Source organism: Lactobacillus helsingborgensis, assembly GCF_003173695.1.
Taxonomy (GTDB): domain Bacteria; phylum Bacillota; class Bacilli; order Lactobacillales; family Lactobacillaceae; genus Lactobacillus; species Lactobacillus helsingborgensis.
This window is the reverse complement of record NZ_CP029544.1, coordinates 949,443-965,129: the sequence shown is the minus strand read 5'-3', so window position 1 is coordinate 965,129 and position 15,687 is coordinate 949,443. Positions and strand designations below refer to the sequence as shown.

Sequence of the window (15,687 nt, the reverse complement as noted above, 5' to 3'; positions counted from 1 at the left end):
CAAATGGAAAAGACGATGTTTTATAAGTTATAAGCCGAATAAATAATAAGGAGCTCAAAATGTCAGAATTCAACCGACTGTTTAACAGTTTTTTTAAAACAAAAACAAAAAATTTTTATATTATAATTTTGTTTCAGCTAATTTCAGCCCTAGTAATTACTTTTTTTTCCTATTTTAATGTTGCTAATTGGCAGATTACAAGAAACACAGAAAATAATGGTGCAGGTTTCGTTCCAGAATGGTTATTAATCTTTGGTATTTTAGCTTTTTTGCTTATATCATTTATTCTTATATATACGCCAATACACAGTGAAAGATATAATCGCAGCCAAACTTGGCGTTTAGCAGCGATTAGCGACGGTCAATTTTATCTGGCTAATGTTTTAAGCACTTTTGTGGTTTTCATTTATTTTATTGTGCTTGAAATAATACCGGCAATTGTACTAGCTTTTTTAGCATATTTTATTGACAAGCCATTTCAACAAGGGTTTCATGAGTTACTGCAGGCAATTCATCCCAGCTTTGATACCAGGGTATTTTTCATAGTGATTGGTACAATTATGTTAGCCATTTTAAGCTGTTTCTTTTTATATTTCATTATCAGCTTTCTTAATTTTGCTAGCCAAGCAATAATAGATTTTGTTCCCGCTAACGTAAATGGGGCAATTACAAAAATACTGCACATTTTTATAATTTGCATATTGATCTGGTTTTTCTTTGAAATCAATAGCATTTTTATCGGTAATGTTCTTTTTTCTTTGATTACAAAAATGGATTTCAGAATTGATTATTACAGTGAATTACCTTTTGCAATTTTGGCAAACACAATTAGCGACGTAATTTTGTTATTCCTTAACATTTTCTTGATCAATCATTTTTTTGAAGCAAGTGAACAAAATAAATAATGGTCTATTCTTGCCAGTTAAAAAGATTAAAAAGTTCTGCAAAATTGCAATGGTTTGCGGAAAAAAGCAATCTAGTTTATGATAGTGTATTATAGGTGTATTACGGCCAAAGGATGGTGGACTTGTGGAATTTAAAGATAATATTCCCATTTACTTGCAAATTAAGCAATACCTATATCGACAAATAATTACCGGCAAATTAAAGCCTGGCAAAAAAATCCCTTCTGTGCGTGAATTAGCAGTTGAATTAACCGTTAACGTTAATACTGTCCAACGTGCTTTGCAACAAATGAATTTTGAGGGTATTTTGTACACCAAAAGGGGCGAAGGCAATTTTGTCACTGAAGATACTACTTTACTTGAAAAAACGAAAAGGGAATTAATTAATGCTGAACTAGATAAATTCGTTCACAGCATGAACTCTTTAGGAGTTTCTGACGAGCAAATTCTCAAATCTTTATCTGAATATCTTAAAGAGGAGCATAGTGATGACTAATCCCTTAGAAATAACAGACTTAGTTTACAAAAAAAATCAGAAAAAAATCATAACTGATCTGGATTTAACACTTAAACCCGGAAAAATTGTTGCTCTTTTAGGTGAAAATGGTGCGGGCAAAACCACTTTGATGCGAATTATCAGTGGTGTTGCCAAAAATTATCGTGGTAGCGTTAAAGTTGCTGGTTTTACCAAGGAGGCTGACAGAAAAGGCCATCTTTCTTTTACTGATGGCCTGACAGGATTTGCTAATTCAACTAAAATCAATGATATCGTCAAATTTTACCAAATTTTATACCATGATTTTAATCTCAAGCAATTTGAACAATTAAGAGATTTTATGAACTTAAAACCTGATCTGCGCTTATCTGAATTATCAAAGGGTATGAAAGAGAAGTTGGTTATTGCATTAACTTTTTCCAGAAGAGTTGACTTATACCTTTTAGATGAGCCTTTTTCTGGTATCGACGCTATGGCTCGCAAAAAAATTATTAAGTCGATAATTTTATGGAAACAAGAAAAATCTACCATTTTAATTTCAGACCATTTTGTAAATGAAATCGCTGCAGTATTAGATGAAGTGGTAATTATTAAAAATAAAACTGTTTGTATGCAAAAGTCTACAGAAGCAATTAGAGCAGATAATCAAAGTGTGGAGGAATTTTATGAGAGTTTTTATCAAAGGGAAGAGGAAGAATAATGGCAATTTTTAATCGCTATTTTACGGTGCTTTTCAGATTAAAAACTAAATGGATTTCACTATTGTTAATTATTCAGACAGTAGCAACATTTGCAATAACTTTTTTCAATTATCATAACGGTCATTTGTACCTTAATAGAAGCATTTTTTCCAATTTTTTAACTTTATGGTTGGCTATTTTTATAGTATTTGCATGGCTTTTCACTGGGATATTTTATTTATCTACTTGTTACCAAAATGAACACGTTAGTGGTAACCAAACTTGGCGTTTAGTACCAATTGATGACAAAAAACTCTATTTTGATAACATCTTGAGTTCGTTTGGCGCATTGCTATTCTTTGTCCTACTGGAAATAATTTGCACTCTTGTTTTAGGCGTAGTGACATTTACCTTCGACAGTCAGTTTCATACCACTATAATCGAAATGTTTGCCGATATTGGCAGACATTTACAACAAGTTGATCTGGAAATTATGTTTAACTTTTTTGGAGCAATCATGATGACTATTCTCTGCGCATTTTTTGGTTACTTCATTATCAGCTTTTTAAATTATTCCAGTCGTGCTCTTTTGGATTTTCTTCCGGAAGCTCTCAGCAAAGCTTACTTTCGGGTAATTGCAGTTTTTGTAATTATTTTAGTAGCCTGGCTTGCAATCAAAGCAAGTGATATTGGTCTACAAATAATTTCGTTCCCGTTTAGATTTATGATAGGGGAAACCACAGGAACAAATAATGATTTGGCTCTCGCTCTCGTTTTAATGCTTGCAATCAATTTACTTTTTTGGTTTTTAGATACAATTCTTTTCAGTAAATTCTTTGAGGCTAGAGAAGGAAAATAAAAATTCGCATACTAAACATACTAAAAGACGCTAGAAAATTTTTAGCGTCTTTTTAACAGCCAAAAAAGACCCATGAGACAAACAATAAAAATGCCAATCCAAATAAAAGACAAAAGGCAATAAAAGTCAAAAAAGCAATGTTCTTTGCTGTTAGACTTTGGGTTGTCTTGAAATAATAAGCGCTATTAAACTGCTCAAAAGCAAGACAATACCTATAATTAATCCTATGATTAACATTTTTCTAAAATCACGTAAAATAAAAACCTGCAATGAAATAAAAGTCATTGCAGGTAAAATTTTATAATTAACTTTTTAATGATTTGCAGCAAGGTAATCGTACAGCTGATTAATTTCTTCAGGAGTAAATTCACCTTCGCCAGTCTTCATTGCGTGAATTTTTTCAACTGACAAATGACTGGCAAAAGCTAAATCAGTATCAGTAACATGATGTTTGACCTGAAAGTCAATAATTGCATCGGATAATTCTTCTAACTGGTGATTCATATTAAATTCTCCTTTACAATTTATTTTAACGGAAAAATACTAAAATTTAAAGGAAATTAAAGTTAAAAACCTTGAATTTTATTAAATGGCCAATACCTGAATTTAACTTTCCCAATTAAATTTTGCCGCTTAACGGGGCCAAAGATATGTGAATCTTTGGAAATATCCCGATGATCACCCATTACCCAATAGTACCCTTTAGGTACCTTATAGGTGAAATTATTGGTATATGGTTGGCCCTGAGCGTTACTAGCCTTTTTGAAGTGATTCTCAAGATAAGGTTCAGGTAAGAGCTTACCATTAACATACATTTTGTCGTTTTTAGAAACCAGTTTATCTCCTGGTAAGCCAATAATGCGCTTAATGTAATAAGCACCGGGGGTATCATTTGCGGCTTTTGGAGCAAGGAGCACTACTACGTCATTACGCTTAGGAGTGAAATTGCGTACAGCTATCAAACGATCATTGTTTTCAAACGTGGGCTGCATTGATGGTCCCGAAACTCTATCATTCGAAAGAACAAAGTGAAATAAAACATAGAACACACCCAGAATTACTGCCATCATTATGACTACATCCAGGAGAAATTTACCTAAACTTTCTTCTTCTTCATCCTGTTTTTTCATAACTTTTTTTGCCATAAAATATTCTCCTTTATCATGTTACCTTTTATTATAACTGAAATCTTGTCTTTTGAATGTTAAAATCATTATAGGTATTTGATAATGACAGATTTTTTAAGTAAAATTAACCAATTAGATGATGAACTAGAACTAGAACCTGTTCATCAGCAAGTAAGGGAAATAAACGAAATAGTTTCTTGTATAAAGCAAAAAAAGGTTTTGCCAAGAGCTCCTGAAAAGCTGGGCTTTTTGCCTGACTTTGCTGAAGAAATATGTATTAATCTTCCCATTAAGAAAGTTAAGCAGTTTCAGACCGTTAACCAGCTTATTAATAATTTAAGAGAATTTCTAGCAAGAGAATTTGGTATTTGGTCAGTGCCTAACTTAACTACTGCGGAATTGATCAAAAACAAGTTAAACGTTAAAACCGGTTTAGAGATTATGGCAGGTAATGCCTATTGGAGCAAAGCTTTAGCGGAAGTTGGTGTTGAAATGACCGCAACCGATAATTTTGAATGGTCGAAGACCTCTAAAACTGGCACAAATTCTTTTATTAGGGTACAAAATTTGAATGCGGAAAAAGCTCTAAGCGTAATAAACAATGTCGATTTAATTATTTGTTCCTGGGCACCAAACTTTGGTCAACATGATGAAAAACTAGTTTTAAATTGGCGTAAAAGCAATTTTACCAACCATCTACTTTTTGTTGGCGAAAAAAATGGCGCCACGAATTCTCCAATTTTTTGGCGAAATGAACATTTTGTTCATTCAAAAGAAATGATGCAGATTAACAGATCTTTTGCTAGTTTTGATTTTATTGAAGAGCACATTTTTGAGATAGCACATGAAAATTAAGAAAATTATTTTAGTAATCGTTATATTTTTATCACTTTTAGGTATTGGCAGCATGCTGTCCAATGTTCAATCAAGAGAGGCTGATCAACTTCTTGAGGCTTATGGACTTAGTAATAATACCCGTTATATCAATGTAAAAAGCAACCAAAATGTTGGTTCATTTATCACGTATTTACAAAAAAATTACCCTAAAAATAAAATTCAGGTTCATTTGGCAAGTAAATCTAAGGATAATCAAACTTTAGTGTGGTCTAACCATGAAGTAGTGACTTTACCCACTGAATTTGGCAGATATTTTACGGCCGCTGATTTTAAAGGTAAAGTTTCATTTGCTGTTTTGGGTTTAAATGCTAAGGTACCAACCTTAAAAGTTCAGGGTAATCAATATGTTCACCTTGATCAAACTTATTATTCTGTTATCGGTATCTTAAAGCATTACCGGCAAATGAAGCAGAATGGTTATTATTTAACCACCGGTCCTAAGCAGCCAACTGGAAAATTCAAACTAAAAAATTACATCATAATAATCGACAGTTCAAGTAAAACCATACGTCAAATAGCGAAACATTATCATGCTAAAGTGAAGACACCACTATTTGTAAAAAATCATCAAATTCATCAATTTTCATTTTTACGTGAAATAGCGCTGATAACTGTCTTTTTAATTATTGCTCTTTTAAGTAATTTGCTTTTAGCCTATATGGATTGGCAAACTGTGAAGCAAACCCATTTAAACGGCCCTCTGCTGCGCAACTGGCTGATAAATCATGGCATTAGAATACTATTGATTGAACTCACAGTGACTTTTGGTGCGTATTTCTTTTTAAGTTGGCGGACATTTATTTCAAACAAGCAACATTTAATTTGGCTTCTTGCATTAAGCTGGCTTATCATTGCTGCAGCATATAGTTTCTGCGTCATACACCAATTAAGAAAGGATCAAAAAAATGATCAAGCTGCCTGACGACTTTGTCAGAAAATATCAAAAACTATTAGGAAAGGATGAAGCAAACAAACTCTTTACTGCAATAAAATCTCAGCCTCCCAAAAAAGGCTATCGTATTAATTCACTTAAAGAAAATAAACAAGTATCTTATAATACCCAATCTCATATTCCGGTAATTCCCAACGCTTTTTACGGTGAAATTAGCGGTCATGATCCCGAATGGATTAGTGGCACAGTATATTCGCAAGATCCCTCAGCAATGTTTCCAAGTTACATTATTAACGCCAAACCGGGCGAACGCGTACTTGATCTTTGCGCAGCTCCCGGCGGGAAAAGTACTGCCATTGCCGAACAACTGCAAAGTAGCGGGCTGCTAGTAGCAAATGAAATTTCACCTAGTCGAGCTAAAGTATTGCGTGAAAACCTCGAACGTTGGGGTGTTACCAACGCTTTAATTACCAATGACAAACCCGAAAATTTAACCAGTCAATTTTCCCGTTTTTTTGATAAAATTTTAGTTGATGCTCCTTGTAGTGGCGAGGGAATGTTCCGTAAAGATCAACAGGCGATAGAGTACTGGTCGCAAGACTATGTCATGAAATGTCAAGAAAGGCAAAAAAAGATTTTAACAGCGGCAGTTAAGATGTTAAAGCCGGAAGGAACATTGGTTTATTCAACTTGTACCTTTTCACCAGAAGAAAATGAAGCAATAATATCATGGCTAAGCCAAAAGTTTGACCTTGAAATTTTGCCAATTGAACTCAGTACTAATCAAGTGGCTAAAGGGCAACCTGATTGGGCGGACCACAACAAGGAATTAGCTAACACAGTAAGATTTTGGCCAACTGCTGCGATAGGTGAAGGGCAATTTGTCGCAAAACTTAAATTACCAGCAAAGCCATGGATGAGTATGACTGGTTCAAGAAAGGAGAACAAGAAAAGAACAAGACGTTTAGCTAATATTGCGCCCAATAAAGCTGAAATTAAATTAATTGCCGCTATTTTGGATCAATTTAATTTACCTCCTGCATTATTAAATTGGCGGTCAGATTGCCTAATCAGAAACAATCACGTTTTTATACCGGCGCAAGATACTACAGGCTTACATGTAAGAATTCTCGCTAATGGGACAGAATTGGGCTTGCTTAAAAAGAATCGGTTTGAACCAGGGCATCAGTTAGCCATGGTATTAGCAGCACAGAAACAAACTAGAGTAATCAATCTCACTGCCAATTCCTACTCTAGCTATTTACATGGAGAAGCAATCAAAGTGAACACCGATCTAAAAGGGTTTGTGTTAGTCAGTTACCATAACTTGATATTGGGTTTTGGTAAGGTTGCTAATCAAGTTTTAAAAAACTATTATCCTAAAGGATTAAGATTTTAAAGGAAAGACTATTATTTATAATGATTAAATTAATTGCGACAGATATGGATGGTACTTGGTTAAACGACCAAAAAGAATACGATGAAGATTTATTCTTGCGTGAATTTAAGATCATGACAGAAAAAAATATCAAGTTTGTGGTTGCAAGTGGCAATCAATTTGAAAACTTGTATTTACGCTTTCCTCACGTAGCAAATAAGATATATTATATTGCCGATAATGGCGCTTTGGTGGCTAAAGGCAGACAGGTCATTCACGTTAATTCACTTTCTCATTCAGATCTCCAGACAATTTTACAAATTACGCAGCAATACGATGAAAAAGCAACTGTTTCTGGTTTAGCTAGTGCTTATACATTAAGAAAAAACGGACCAGACTTTGCGCGAGAATTAAAGAAATACTATGAAAAATTATTATTAGTAGATGATTTTGATAATTTAAATGATCAGATTTTCAAAGTAACTTTCGATGTTTCTGCGGAGAAAATGCCGCACCTGCTTGACGAATTGAAGCGAAAATACCCTCAAATCGGTTTTGTTTCTGGTTCTGCTACTTCAATTGATATGTCAACTAAAGGAATGAATAAGGCTGAAGGATTAAAATATCTCGGTAGTAAATATAAAATTAATCCGCGAGAAATGGTTGCTTTTGGCGATAGTGGTAATGACGTGGGCATGTTAAAATACGTTGGCAACAGTTATGCGACAGGTACGGCTCTGCCAATTGCCAAGAGGGCAGCCAACCATGTTATTGGTTCAAGTAACGATAGCGCCGTCCAAAAAGAAATCTGGCACATGTTAAATTAATAGTTTAAATAAAAATAATCCCAAAAGTTATTACACTTTTGGGATTGTTTTTATATTTGTTCAATAATATTTTTTAGCTCTAAATCATAATATTTAGGAATATTGCTCAAATCGCTTAAACTGTGTTGTCCGTATATTGCCAGTAAACCAGCCAGTTCTTGTTGCCAATTTACTATTGTTTTTTGCAAATATTCCTCATCGTGATTAAGCAGCATTTGCAAAAATTGGTTGGAAATACCCACATACTTGCCGCCTAAACAGAGTCCCTTAAAAACGTCAAGTGGATTGCGCACACCACCAGAAACAATAAATTCAACTTGCTGTTTTGCTGCCGCTAGAGCTGAAGCAACTGTGGGCAAGCCGATATCATTTAGATATGACAAATCTTTGGGATTGCGGGCATTTTCAATTTGAGCAAAATTTGTACCACCGCTACCAGCAACATCAAAGAGCTTAAAGCCTGCCTTTTTTAACGTGCAAATAGTTTTGGGATCTAAGCCGAAGCCAACTTCTTTGATAATAATGGGTACCGTTATTTTCTGGCGCAAGTCTTTTAAATTATCCAGCCAATAAAAATTGCGTTCTCCCTCTGGCATAGCAATTTCTTGCACTGCGTTAAGGTGAACTTGTAAAGCGTCTGCATTTAATTCGGTAATAATCTTTTGTGCCTGTTCTGGCAAAGTTTTACCATTAATATTAGCAATTAAAACGCCATCAGGGTTTTCTTCACGAGCAATTAGAAAACTGTCTAGCTGCTCAGGTTCTTTATTTAGGATACTTGCAGAGCCTAGTGCTAGGGCAATATTTGTTCTGCGGGCAACTTGACCCAAAGCTTTGTTAACAATATAAGATTTAGCAGAGCCACCAGTCATTGCGTTGATGAAGAAGGGGGCAGCAACTTTTTTGCCAAACATCGTTGTTTTAATTGTAGCTAAATCGACTTCAGTTTCAGGTAAGGCTGGTCTAATGACATGGACTTGGTCAAAGCTATTCATTTTTTCTTTTTGATAAAACTTTTGTGCCAGCTGCAAATGTTCTTCTTTACGCTTAGATCGGATTGTCATATTTTTTCCTTTATTTTATTTTGCTAATCTAATTTGGTGTACGTGGAAGTCAAGAGGCATAATGCCGTTTTGCCGCCATTTTTCTTCCAGAAAATCAGTATCAGTATGGTCATCGGCAATCACAATACCGCAGTCACCATTACCAGCACCGGAAGTTTTAGCTGCACCACCAAATGATTCGGCGATGTTAATTAATTTGGATAGCCGGGGAATTTCAATTGCAATTTGATTAATTTGAGCAAAATGCTGCAGTAGTTTACGGTTAACTCGAATCTGCTTTTTAATTAAACGAATATCGTGGCGTTCAAAGCCGGCAATCATTTTCAAAACACATTGGCGGGAAAGCTTGAGAAACTCTTGATACTCGCCGTTTAAAGCAGCTTTATTAGCATTAGTTTCGTCTACTAGTCGAGAAGTAGAAGCTGGCTTTTGGCTCCAGCCGATCATCAATTTTAATCCGGCAGGCGGTGTCAAAAGTTGAATTCTTAATCCAGGCCAAGCCTCATTGACGACTTCTGATAGAGATTTTTGGGCTAATTCGTTACTTAACCAATTTTTGTCAAAAGTCTGATATGCAATCCAGCCGCCATAGACGCTGGCAGCAATGTCGCCTGCTGATCCATTACCTTGAACAGAATAGTGCGAAATAGCTGAAAGCTTATAAACTAACTCGTTACTAAACGGAACATTGTAAAAGCGTAGAATGGCTTTAACTGTGGCTACGGTTACCGCAGCACTTGAACCTAAACCATACTTTTTGCCATCAGAGGAATCAAGATCGGAATTGATGTATAAATCGTAAACTTGCATTTTTACTTTTTGTTCCAAGCAAAAATGTTCTGTGTAAGAAATCGCAGCAAGGATGTATTCAAATGGATTATCCCGGTTGTCAATAACCATTTTAGCTCCCCGCCTAACCCAATGTATAGAACTTTGGGAATATTGTTTTGAATGAATTAAACCGGTGGTAGATTTTGACTTAATAATTGAAACACGGATAAATTGGTTAACTGCGACTAAGATAGCGGGACAATCTTGTTCTAAAACCGCATATTCGCCGGCAATATATAATTTTCCGGGTGCTTGTTCTGTTATCAAAAGAAATAAATCTCCTAATCAATTAATTTACATTAATTAGTTCAAGTATGAGATACCTGGACCGAAACTTGCATTTATTATCTTAACATTCTCGAATTCTGTTACAAACTTATTAGTAATATCTTTTACATTTTTTAATTGACTTAAGATTTTTATATTAGGTCCAGCATCAATTGTAAAATAACATTCTATACCGTTTTGACGTAATTCTGATACCATTTTGATTGCCTTGATAGTTGCTGGCTCGAAGTAGGTAAACGAAGGTTGTGCGGTTAAGTTAACGGCGTGCATCTCAGTCGCATTTAATTCAGCTAGACTACCAATTGCCGTGAAATCCTGAGCTTTAACAGCAGAAATCATTTGCTCTAATTCCTGCTGATTACGCAGCAGCCAGGGCTGAAAAAAAGGCGAGCTTTGTGCCATTTTCATCCCAGCAGTTGATGATATTCTTTTTTGCTTGGTATTTAATTCGACGGCCAGCAGTTGTAAATCTAATTGGGGATTTTCATCCAAGGCATAGGCATACGAAGACTTATCATCTGAGCCTTTTTGCCATACAGAAAAGCCGCCATAAATTGATCTGCAGGCTGATCCTGAACCTAAACGCGCTATACGAGAAAGTTCAATTGGAGTCAGTTGAATATTATAATGAGCACAAAAAGCACCAGCTAAAGCCGCAAAAGCTGAACTGGAGGAAGCTAGACCGGCAGCGGTAGGGACATTATTGGTGGATTCAACTAAGAGGTGACCAGTTACGCCAAACCTCTGCTGTAAAACTTTTAAAAAGGAAAAGACTCTTTGAGCGCTCACGTTTTTTTGCCTGATACCATTTAAAACAAAACAATCTTCGTCACTAGCAGAAATCTTAGTATCGGTATAAAACTGGTCAAGGGTCATTGACAAACTAGACATAAGAGGTAAGCGCAAATGCGAATCGGCTTTGCCCCAATATTTAATTAATGCAATATTTGTATGAGCACGAATTGTTTTAACCATATAACTATATTTCCTCAATCCAACTGTTAGCTATGATGTTTTGACACTTAACCGCTATCTTTTGTGCAATTTCAGAGTTATGGCAAAGCGCAATCACTATTCCGCCCAAGCCACTACCAGACAATTTAAAACCTAGGGCACCATTTGCCAGAGCAATTTTTTGTAATTGGTCGATTTTAGAGGTTGAAAGGCTAAAAGAATGCAAAATAGTCTGAGCCTGATTAAAGATAGTGCCAATTTGTGCTTGATCTTTTTTTAACCAGGCATTTTTGGCTTCATCAGCTAATTTACCCAGCTTAGCGATTTTGGCTGCAGCTTTTGGGTCATTTTCAACTTGTTCATGAACCAAGCTGACAGCTTTTTTAGTGCTGCCTAATTCTCCTGTATCCATGATCAGTAAAGTAGAGTTTAATTTAGCTCTGAGCGCTGTAGGGCCTGCTTTTTTATTAAAGAAAACTAGATAATTCGAATTAACAGTGGCAGCATCTAAGCCAGAAGCCTTGCCATGATTAATCATTTCGGCATGATTGGTAATAGCAATAATCTCATTTTCACTCAGGTTGAGTTTAAAGTAATCATTCATAGCACGCGTAGTAGCCAAAGCAACTGTAGCACTAGAACCAAGCCCGCGTTCTATAGGTATTTCTCCGGTATACGTAATTTTAAGCGTTTCGGTGCTATTTGCTTTTTCCAGCATAGTTTTGACAACATATTTTAAGCCGTCATATTCAGATGGAGCCATAAAAAAAGAGCCTTGATAATGAGCTGTATCCATCCACATTTGTGCTGCAGGTTCAACCGTGGTTTTAATATGCAAAGACATAATTGGCATTGCCAATGCATTATAGCCATACACTACCGAGTGCTCTCCAATTAAAATTACTTTTCCATGTGCTAAAAAGCTTGTTTTCATTTTATTTAAGATCCTTAATGTATATAAAAAAATTTTGCTCCTATGATAAAATAATGACAAAGGAGAAGAGAAACGATGATCAAAATATTACTGGGTCGACAAACCGATCCGATGCAGGATAAGGTTTTAACAGAAGCTGTGCAAAATTATCAAAATTATCCAGAACACGAAACTTTTGTCATCGTCCCTAACCACATTAAGTTTACCACAGAAGTTAGAGCAATAAATAAGCTTGCCATTAGTCAGGGGCATTCTGAACAATCTGTTAAAAATTTGCAAGTTTTATCTTTTTCCCGCTTAGCCTGGTTTTTTTTGAAGGATGCCGAAAAGGGCTTGCCAACCGAGCTTGATGAAGCTGCAGCTTCAATGCTGCTAGCCAAAATTATTGCGCAAAAAAAAGAACAGCTGCATCTTTTTCAAACCACAGACTTGAATCCCGGCTTAATTAAACAGCTATATGACACAATCTTACAAATTCGGGAAGGCAATTTAGACCTAAATGATATTACTACCGAATCCCTAACACTGGAAACTAAAAATAAAATCGCTGATCTCAAGATTATCTATGCTGATTTCATTGCCGCAATTGCCGGTAAGTTTTCTACCACTAACGAAGTTCAGCTGGAGTTAAATGAGTATTTGAATTCAGAAATTGACCTAAGTCAAACTGACTTTTATTTTAGCGACTTTTCTCATTTTTCTTTACAGGAATGTCTCACAGTAAAATTATTAATGACAAAAGCGCACAGCGTCACACTGGCGTTTAAGACTGAACTAGGTGAAATTGAGCCAAAAGCGCAACCAGGTGATTATGATTATGTTATTCAAAATACCATTAACAAGCTAATATGCTATATTAAAAGCAAAAATTTAGAATATCAAGTCAGCTCAACAAATGTTGATCATAAACCTTCAAAAAGAGAACTGCTTAACGAATTTTGGACTGGGGAAATTGACAGACTGGAAAACAGCGATCAAGTCCAACTTGTCCGCGCTGATAATCGCTATGCAGAAGCTTATTATGTTGCCCATACAATATACCAGCAGGTAACTTTAGGGCATTATCGTTATAGCGACTTTTTGGTGTTAGCTCCAAATCTGCACGAATATGAAACTTATTTAACTCCTATTTTGCGCCAAAATGAGATTCCATTTTTTAACGACTTGCAACAGGAAATGAAGTACCATCCAATAGTAGTATTAATAGAAAATATCGCCCAGCTTTTGACCAGACCATTGCAGACAAATAATATGTTGGCAATTATGAAAACCCGTCTTATCATTCCCAAGTGGTATCAAGATGAAGCCTCTTACCTTTATGATGTCGACCAGCTGGAAAATTTTGTGCTTGCACATGGTATAAACCATAATCTTTGGCGCAAAGACTTTACTAAATATATGGCTGCTGAAGTTATCGGCTTAGATAAAATTCCAGATGAAGTAGGTAAAATAAACAGGCTCAAGGATTACTTTGTTAACCAAATTTCTCATCTTTTTACAAATTTAAAGGCTGAAAAGGATACTCAAAAAGCTATTACTATCTTTTTTAATTTTTTACTAAAAAATGGTGTTAATACTGTTCTGGAAAAGTGGCGCACTACTGCACAGAATAAAGGTAATTTGCAAGAAGCCCGTCAATCCGAACAAGTTTGGGATTTACTAATCAACTTACTGCATGATTATCTGTTAATTAATCCGACTGATTTTGAAACGGCAAGTTTTTTTAACGTCCTAATCAACGGCTTTAAAGAAGCTACTTTTTCCCAAATTCCCGCCACTTTGGATGCTGTCAATTTGTCAGAAATGGGGATTGTGCAAGTTAGTGGCTATAAACAAGTTTTCGTTATGGGTGCTACAGTCAATGGGCTACCCCAAATTCAAAATACACCGGGGTTTCTGAGTACAGAAAATCTGACGGAACTGAAAAATGATTTTGGTGAAGATTCATATATTGAAGATAGGCAACAACTAAGTAATTTGGACCAAAATTATCAGTTTGGCAACTGCATGGCACTAGCACATGACAAATTTTATTTGAGCTATTCCATTGCCAATGATGAAGCAGCAACAGTGCAACCTTCAATTTATTATGAGCGTTTAAAAAACGCTGGTGCTCCTGAATATAACCAACATAATTTACCGGAAAATTTGGGAGAATTGCTGAGTTTTATTACCAATCCGCAAGCAAGCTTGGGCTACCTGAGCTATCTTAATAGGACTAATAAAGAGCTTGATGTTGACAATATTTTAAAATTAACTAAGAAGTACCTGCCCCAAAGAACGGATAAGGTAATAGCTGCCAGTCAGTTTATTAACGAACCGGAAGATATTGGTCCTAAATTAGCGCAACAATTGTATGGGGAAAACTTAGATTCTTCTGTTTCGCAACTTGAAACTTTTTATGAAAATTCCTACGAATATTTTCTTACCTACGGATTGCGACTTCATAAACGATTCGAAAATGAATTGGATGTAATTCAAGCTGGAAATTATTTTCATGAGACTTTTGACCGGTTAGTCAAAGAATTAAACCAGCAAAGCCTTAATTTAAAAGACATTGAAGAAGTTAAGTTACAGCAATTGCTTGACCTGGCCCGCAGTGAAATGAAAAGTGAACCAAAGTACCAGCAATTATTGAATGATCCCTTCAATGAGTTTCTTTTTAAGTGCCTTGATCATACTACTAGTAATGTGGCTCATAACTGGCACAAGGCAGTTCAAAAAACGCCGCTAAAAGCTAAATATTCAGAATTAAGTTTTGGCAATACTGAAAAAGTACAAGGCTTGCAATTAAAAGTACCTAATATTTCAGGGGATCATTATGTTAATTTGAGAGGGAAAATGGACCGCGTTGATTTAGCCCAAATTCCCGATCAAAATGAAATTATGGCACAGGTAGTCGACTATAAGTCCTCCGCCAAGAAATTTAATCTGGGGCTTTTTTACCATGGCATTTCGCTACAAATGGTTTCGTATTTGGACGTATTGGCCCGCAATCAAAAGTTTTTCACTCAATCAGAAATGCCGTTATCACTTTTAGGTGCTTTTTATCAAACTGTCACTAGGCAAATGGAACGAATTAATGGCACGAAAATATATAATAAAAAATTGGAGCTTAACAAGGCTTATCTTGACGGCCAATACCGTCTTAAATACACCGGCTTAATCAATGACGACCAACTATTGTTACTTGAGGCTGAACCGGAATTAAAGGAACCTGGTACTAGTTCCAGTCTTTATACAGGAGTTAAAAGCAAAAAGAAGGACGGTTCGCTTTCTTTCAGCGGAAGTGCTTTTAAGGATGATGAACTGAAGTTGCTGCTCAAATATGACGAAGAACTAATTAAAGATGCATCTAGCCAAATCTTGTCGGGTCAAATAAAGCTCAATCCCTACAAGTACGGTAATGGCAATAGCGCACTCACATATTCCGATTTTCGTGATATCTTCTTTTTCGATGCCATGTTAAAAGAAAATAGGTACCACCAAATTGGCAGTATGGATAAACCAGAATTAATCAAAAAAATCACAGAACGGTTACAGGAGGACGACTAA

General features: G+C 35.6%; 15 protein-coding genes. 9 read left to right on the top strand and 6 right to left on the bottom strand.

Annotated elements, in window-relative coordinates:
* Positions 1-59: 59 nt before the first annotated feature.
* The 4 genes from DLD54_RS04565 to DLD54_RS04550 all read left to right on the top strand — a co-directional run bounded on the left by DLD54_RS04565 (position 60) and on the right by DLD54_RS04550 (position 2,940).
* On the top strand, positions 60-905 hold the full coding sequence (locus tag DLD54_RS04565) for a hypothetical protein (RefSeq protein WP_109918394.1): 846 nt from the start codon (positions 60-62) through the stop codon (positions 903-905).
* Between the two features lie 124 nt (positions 906-1,029).
* The gene (locus tag DLD54_RS04560; RefSeq protein ID WP_046327141.1) at positions 1,030-1,401 is read left to right on the top strand and encodes a GntR family transcriptional regulator; all 372 of its coding nucleotides are present in this window, start codon (positions 1,030-1,032) and stop codon (positions 1,399-1,401) included.
* Positions 1,394-2,101 carry an ABC transporter ATP-binding protein gene (locus tag DLD54_RS04555; RefSeq protein WP_109918393.1) on the top strand — a complete coding sequence of 236 codons (708 nt, stop codon included), beginning with the start codon at positions 1,394-1,396 and terminating at the stop codon, positions 2,099-2,101. Before DLD54_RS04560 ends, DLD54_RS04555 begins: the two co-directional genes overlap by 8 nt.
* Positions 2,101-2,940 carry a hypothetical protein gene (locus tag DLD54_RS04550; RefSeq protein WP_109918392.1) on the top strand — a complete coding sequence of 280 codons (840 nt, stop codon included), beginning with the start codon at positions 2,101-2,103 and terminating at the stop codon, positions 2,938-2,940. Before DLD54_RS04555 ends, DLD54_RS04550 begins: the two co-directional genes overlap by 1 nt.
* A 312-nt stretch (positions 2,941-3,252) precedes the next feature.
* On the opposite strand, the gene DLD54_RS04545 is transcribed toward DLD54_RS04550, so the two are convergent.
* Complete coding sequence (locus DLD54_RS04545; protein WP_038522674.1) at positions 3,253-3,444, bottom strand: LBP_cg2779 family protein; 192 nt, start codon at positions 3,442-3,444, stop codon at positions 3,253-3,255.
* A 62-nt stretch (positions 3,445-3,506) separates the two neighbouring features.
* Complete coding sequence (gene lepB / locus DLD54_RS04540) at positions 3,507-4,085, bottom strand: signal peptidase I (RefSeq protein WP_109918391.1); 579 nt, start codon at positions 4,083-4,085, stop codon at positions 3,507-3,509.
* Positions 4,086-4,169: 84 nt separating this feature from the next.
* Here lepB and DLD54_RS04535 point away from each other — a divergent pair, with 84 nt between their 5' ends.
* From DLD54_RS04535 to DLD54_RS04520, 4 genes are read left to right on the top strand one after another with little or no spacing between them, the layout of a single operon-like run.
* Positions 4,170-4,922: an SAM-dependent methyltransferase gene (locus tag DLD54_RS04535; RefSeq protein WP_109918390.1), complete on the top strand. Its 753-nt coding sequence runs from the start codon at positions 4,170-4,172 to the stop codon at positions 4,920-4,922.
* Positions 4,912-5,886, top strand: a complete 975-nt coding sequence (locus DLD54_RS04530) for a hypothetical protein (RefSeq protein WP_109918389.1) — start codon at positions 4,912-4,914, stop codon at positions 5,884-5,886. Before DLD54_RS04535 ends, DLD54_RS04530 begins: the two co-directional genes overlap by 11 nt.
* A complete protein-coding gene (locus DLD54_RS04525) occupies positions 5,870-7,255 on the top strand; it encodes an RsmB/NOP family class I SAM-dependent RNA methyltransferase (RefSeq protein WP_109918388.1) in 1,386 nt (461 codons plus the stop codon). The genes DLD54_RS04530 and DLD54_RS04525 overlap by 17 nt, the downstream gene beginning before the upstream one ends.
* Before the next feature lie 20 nt (positions 7,256-7,275).
* Positions 7,276-8,061, top strand: a complete 786-nt coding sequence (locus DLD54_RS04520; RefSeq protein ID WP_109918387.1) for a Cof-type HAD-IIB family hydrolase — start codon at positions 7,276-7,278, stop codon at positions 8,059-8,061.
* A 50-nt stretch (positions 8,062-8,111) separates the two neighbouring features.
* Here the strand turns inward: DLD54_RS04520 and fni are convergent, their stop codons facing one another.
* Genes fni through mvk form a run of 4 tightly spaced genes read right to left on the bottom strand, consistent with a single transcriptional unit; the run spans position 8,112 to position 12,132 of the window.
* Positions 8,112-9,125: a type 2 isopentenyl-diphosphate Delta-isomerase gene (gene fni / locus DLD54_RS04515; protein WP_109918386.1), complete on the bottom strand. Its 1,014-nt coding sequence runs from the start codon at positions 9,123-9,125 to the stop codon at positions 8,112-8,114.
* A 15-nt stretch (positions 9,126-9,140) separates the two neighbouring features.
* Positions 9,141-10,223 carry a phosphomevalonate kinase gene (locus DLD54_RS04510; RefSeq protein WP_109918385.1) on the bottom strand — a complete coding sequence of 361 codons (1,083 nt, stop codon included), beginning with the start codon at positions 10,221-10,223 and terminating at the stop codon, positions 9,141-9,143.
* A 36-nt stretch (positions 10,224-10,259) separates the two neighbouring features.
* A complete protein-coding gene (gene mvaD / locus DLD54_RS04505) occupies positions 10,260-11,219 on the bottom strand; it encodes a diphosphomevalonate decarboxylase (RefSeq protein WP_109918384.1) in 960 nt (319 codons plus the stop codon).
* Between the two features lie 4 nt (positions 11,220-11,223).
* Positions 11,224-12,132 (bottom strand): mevalonate kinase, encoded by a 909-nt coding sequence (mvk, locus tag DLD54_RS04500; RefSeq protein ID WP_109918383.1) that lies wholly within the window; start codon positions 12,130-12,132, stop codon positions 11,224-11,226.
* Between the two features lie 75 nt (positions 12,133-12,207).
* Here mvk and DLD54_RS04495 point away from each other — a divergent pair, with 75 nt between their 5' ends.
* Positions 12,208-15,687: a PD-(D/E)XK nuclease family protein gene (locus DLD54_RS04495; RefSeq protein ID WP_109918382.1), complete on the top strand. Its 3,480-nt coding sequence runs from the start codon at positions 12,208-12,210 to the stop codon at positions 15,685-15,687.

Bases quoted from the DNA above. Each gene is read 5' to 3' on its own strand.
- mvaD (WP_109918384.1), bottom strand. From the start codon at position 11,219: ATGGTTAAAACAATTCGTGCTCATACAAATATTGCATTAATTAAATAT.
- DLD54_RS04555 (WP_109918393.1), top strand. From the start codon at position 1,394: ATGACTAATCCCTTAGAAATAACAGACTTAGTTTACAAAAAAAATCAG.
- DLD54_RS04495 (WP_109918382.1), top strand. From the start codon at position 12,208: ATGATCAAAATATTACTGGGTCGACAAACCGATCCGATGCAGGATAAG.
- DLD54_RS04520 (WP_109918387.1), top strand. From the start codon at position 7,276: ATGATTAAATTAATTGCGACAGATATGGATGGTACTTGGTTAAACGAC.
- DLD54_RS04550 (WP_109918392.1), top strand. From the start codon at position 2,101: ATGGCAATTTTTAATCGCTATTTTACGGTGCTTTTCAGATTAAAAACT.
- mvk (WP_109918383.1), bottom strand. From the start codon at position 12,132: ATGAAAACAAGCTTTTTAGCACATGGAAAAGTAATTTTAATTGGAGAG.
- DLD54_RS04525 (WP_109918388.1), top strand. From the start codon at position 5,870: ATGATCAAGCTGCCTGACGACTTTGTCAGAAAATATCAAAAACTATTA.
- DLD54_RS04545 (WP_038522674.1), bottom strand. From the start codon at position 3,444: ATGAATCACCAGTTAGAAGAATTATCCGATGCAATTATTGACTTTCAG.
- lepB (WP_109918391.1), bottom strand. From the start codon at position 4,085: ATGGCAAAAAAAGTTATGAAAAAACAGGATGAAGAAGAAGAAAGTTTA.
- DLD54_RS04530 (WP_109918389.1), top strand. From the start codon at position 4,912: ATGAAAATTAAGAAAATTATTTTAGTAATCGTTATATTTTTATCACTT.
- fni (WP_109918386.1), bottom strand. From the start codon at position 9,125: ATGACAATCCGATCTAAGCGTAAAGAAGAACATTTGCAGCTGGCACAA.
- DLD54_RS04535 (WP_109918390.1), top strand. From the start codon at position 4,170: ATGACAGATTTTTTAAGTAAAATTAACCAATTAGATGATGAACTAGAA.
- DLD54_RS04565 (WP_109918394.1), top strand. From the start codon at position 60: ATGTCAGAATTCAACCGACTGTTTAACAGTTTTTTTAAAACAAAAACA.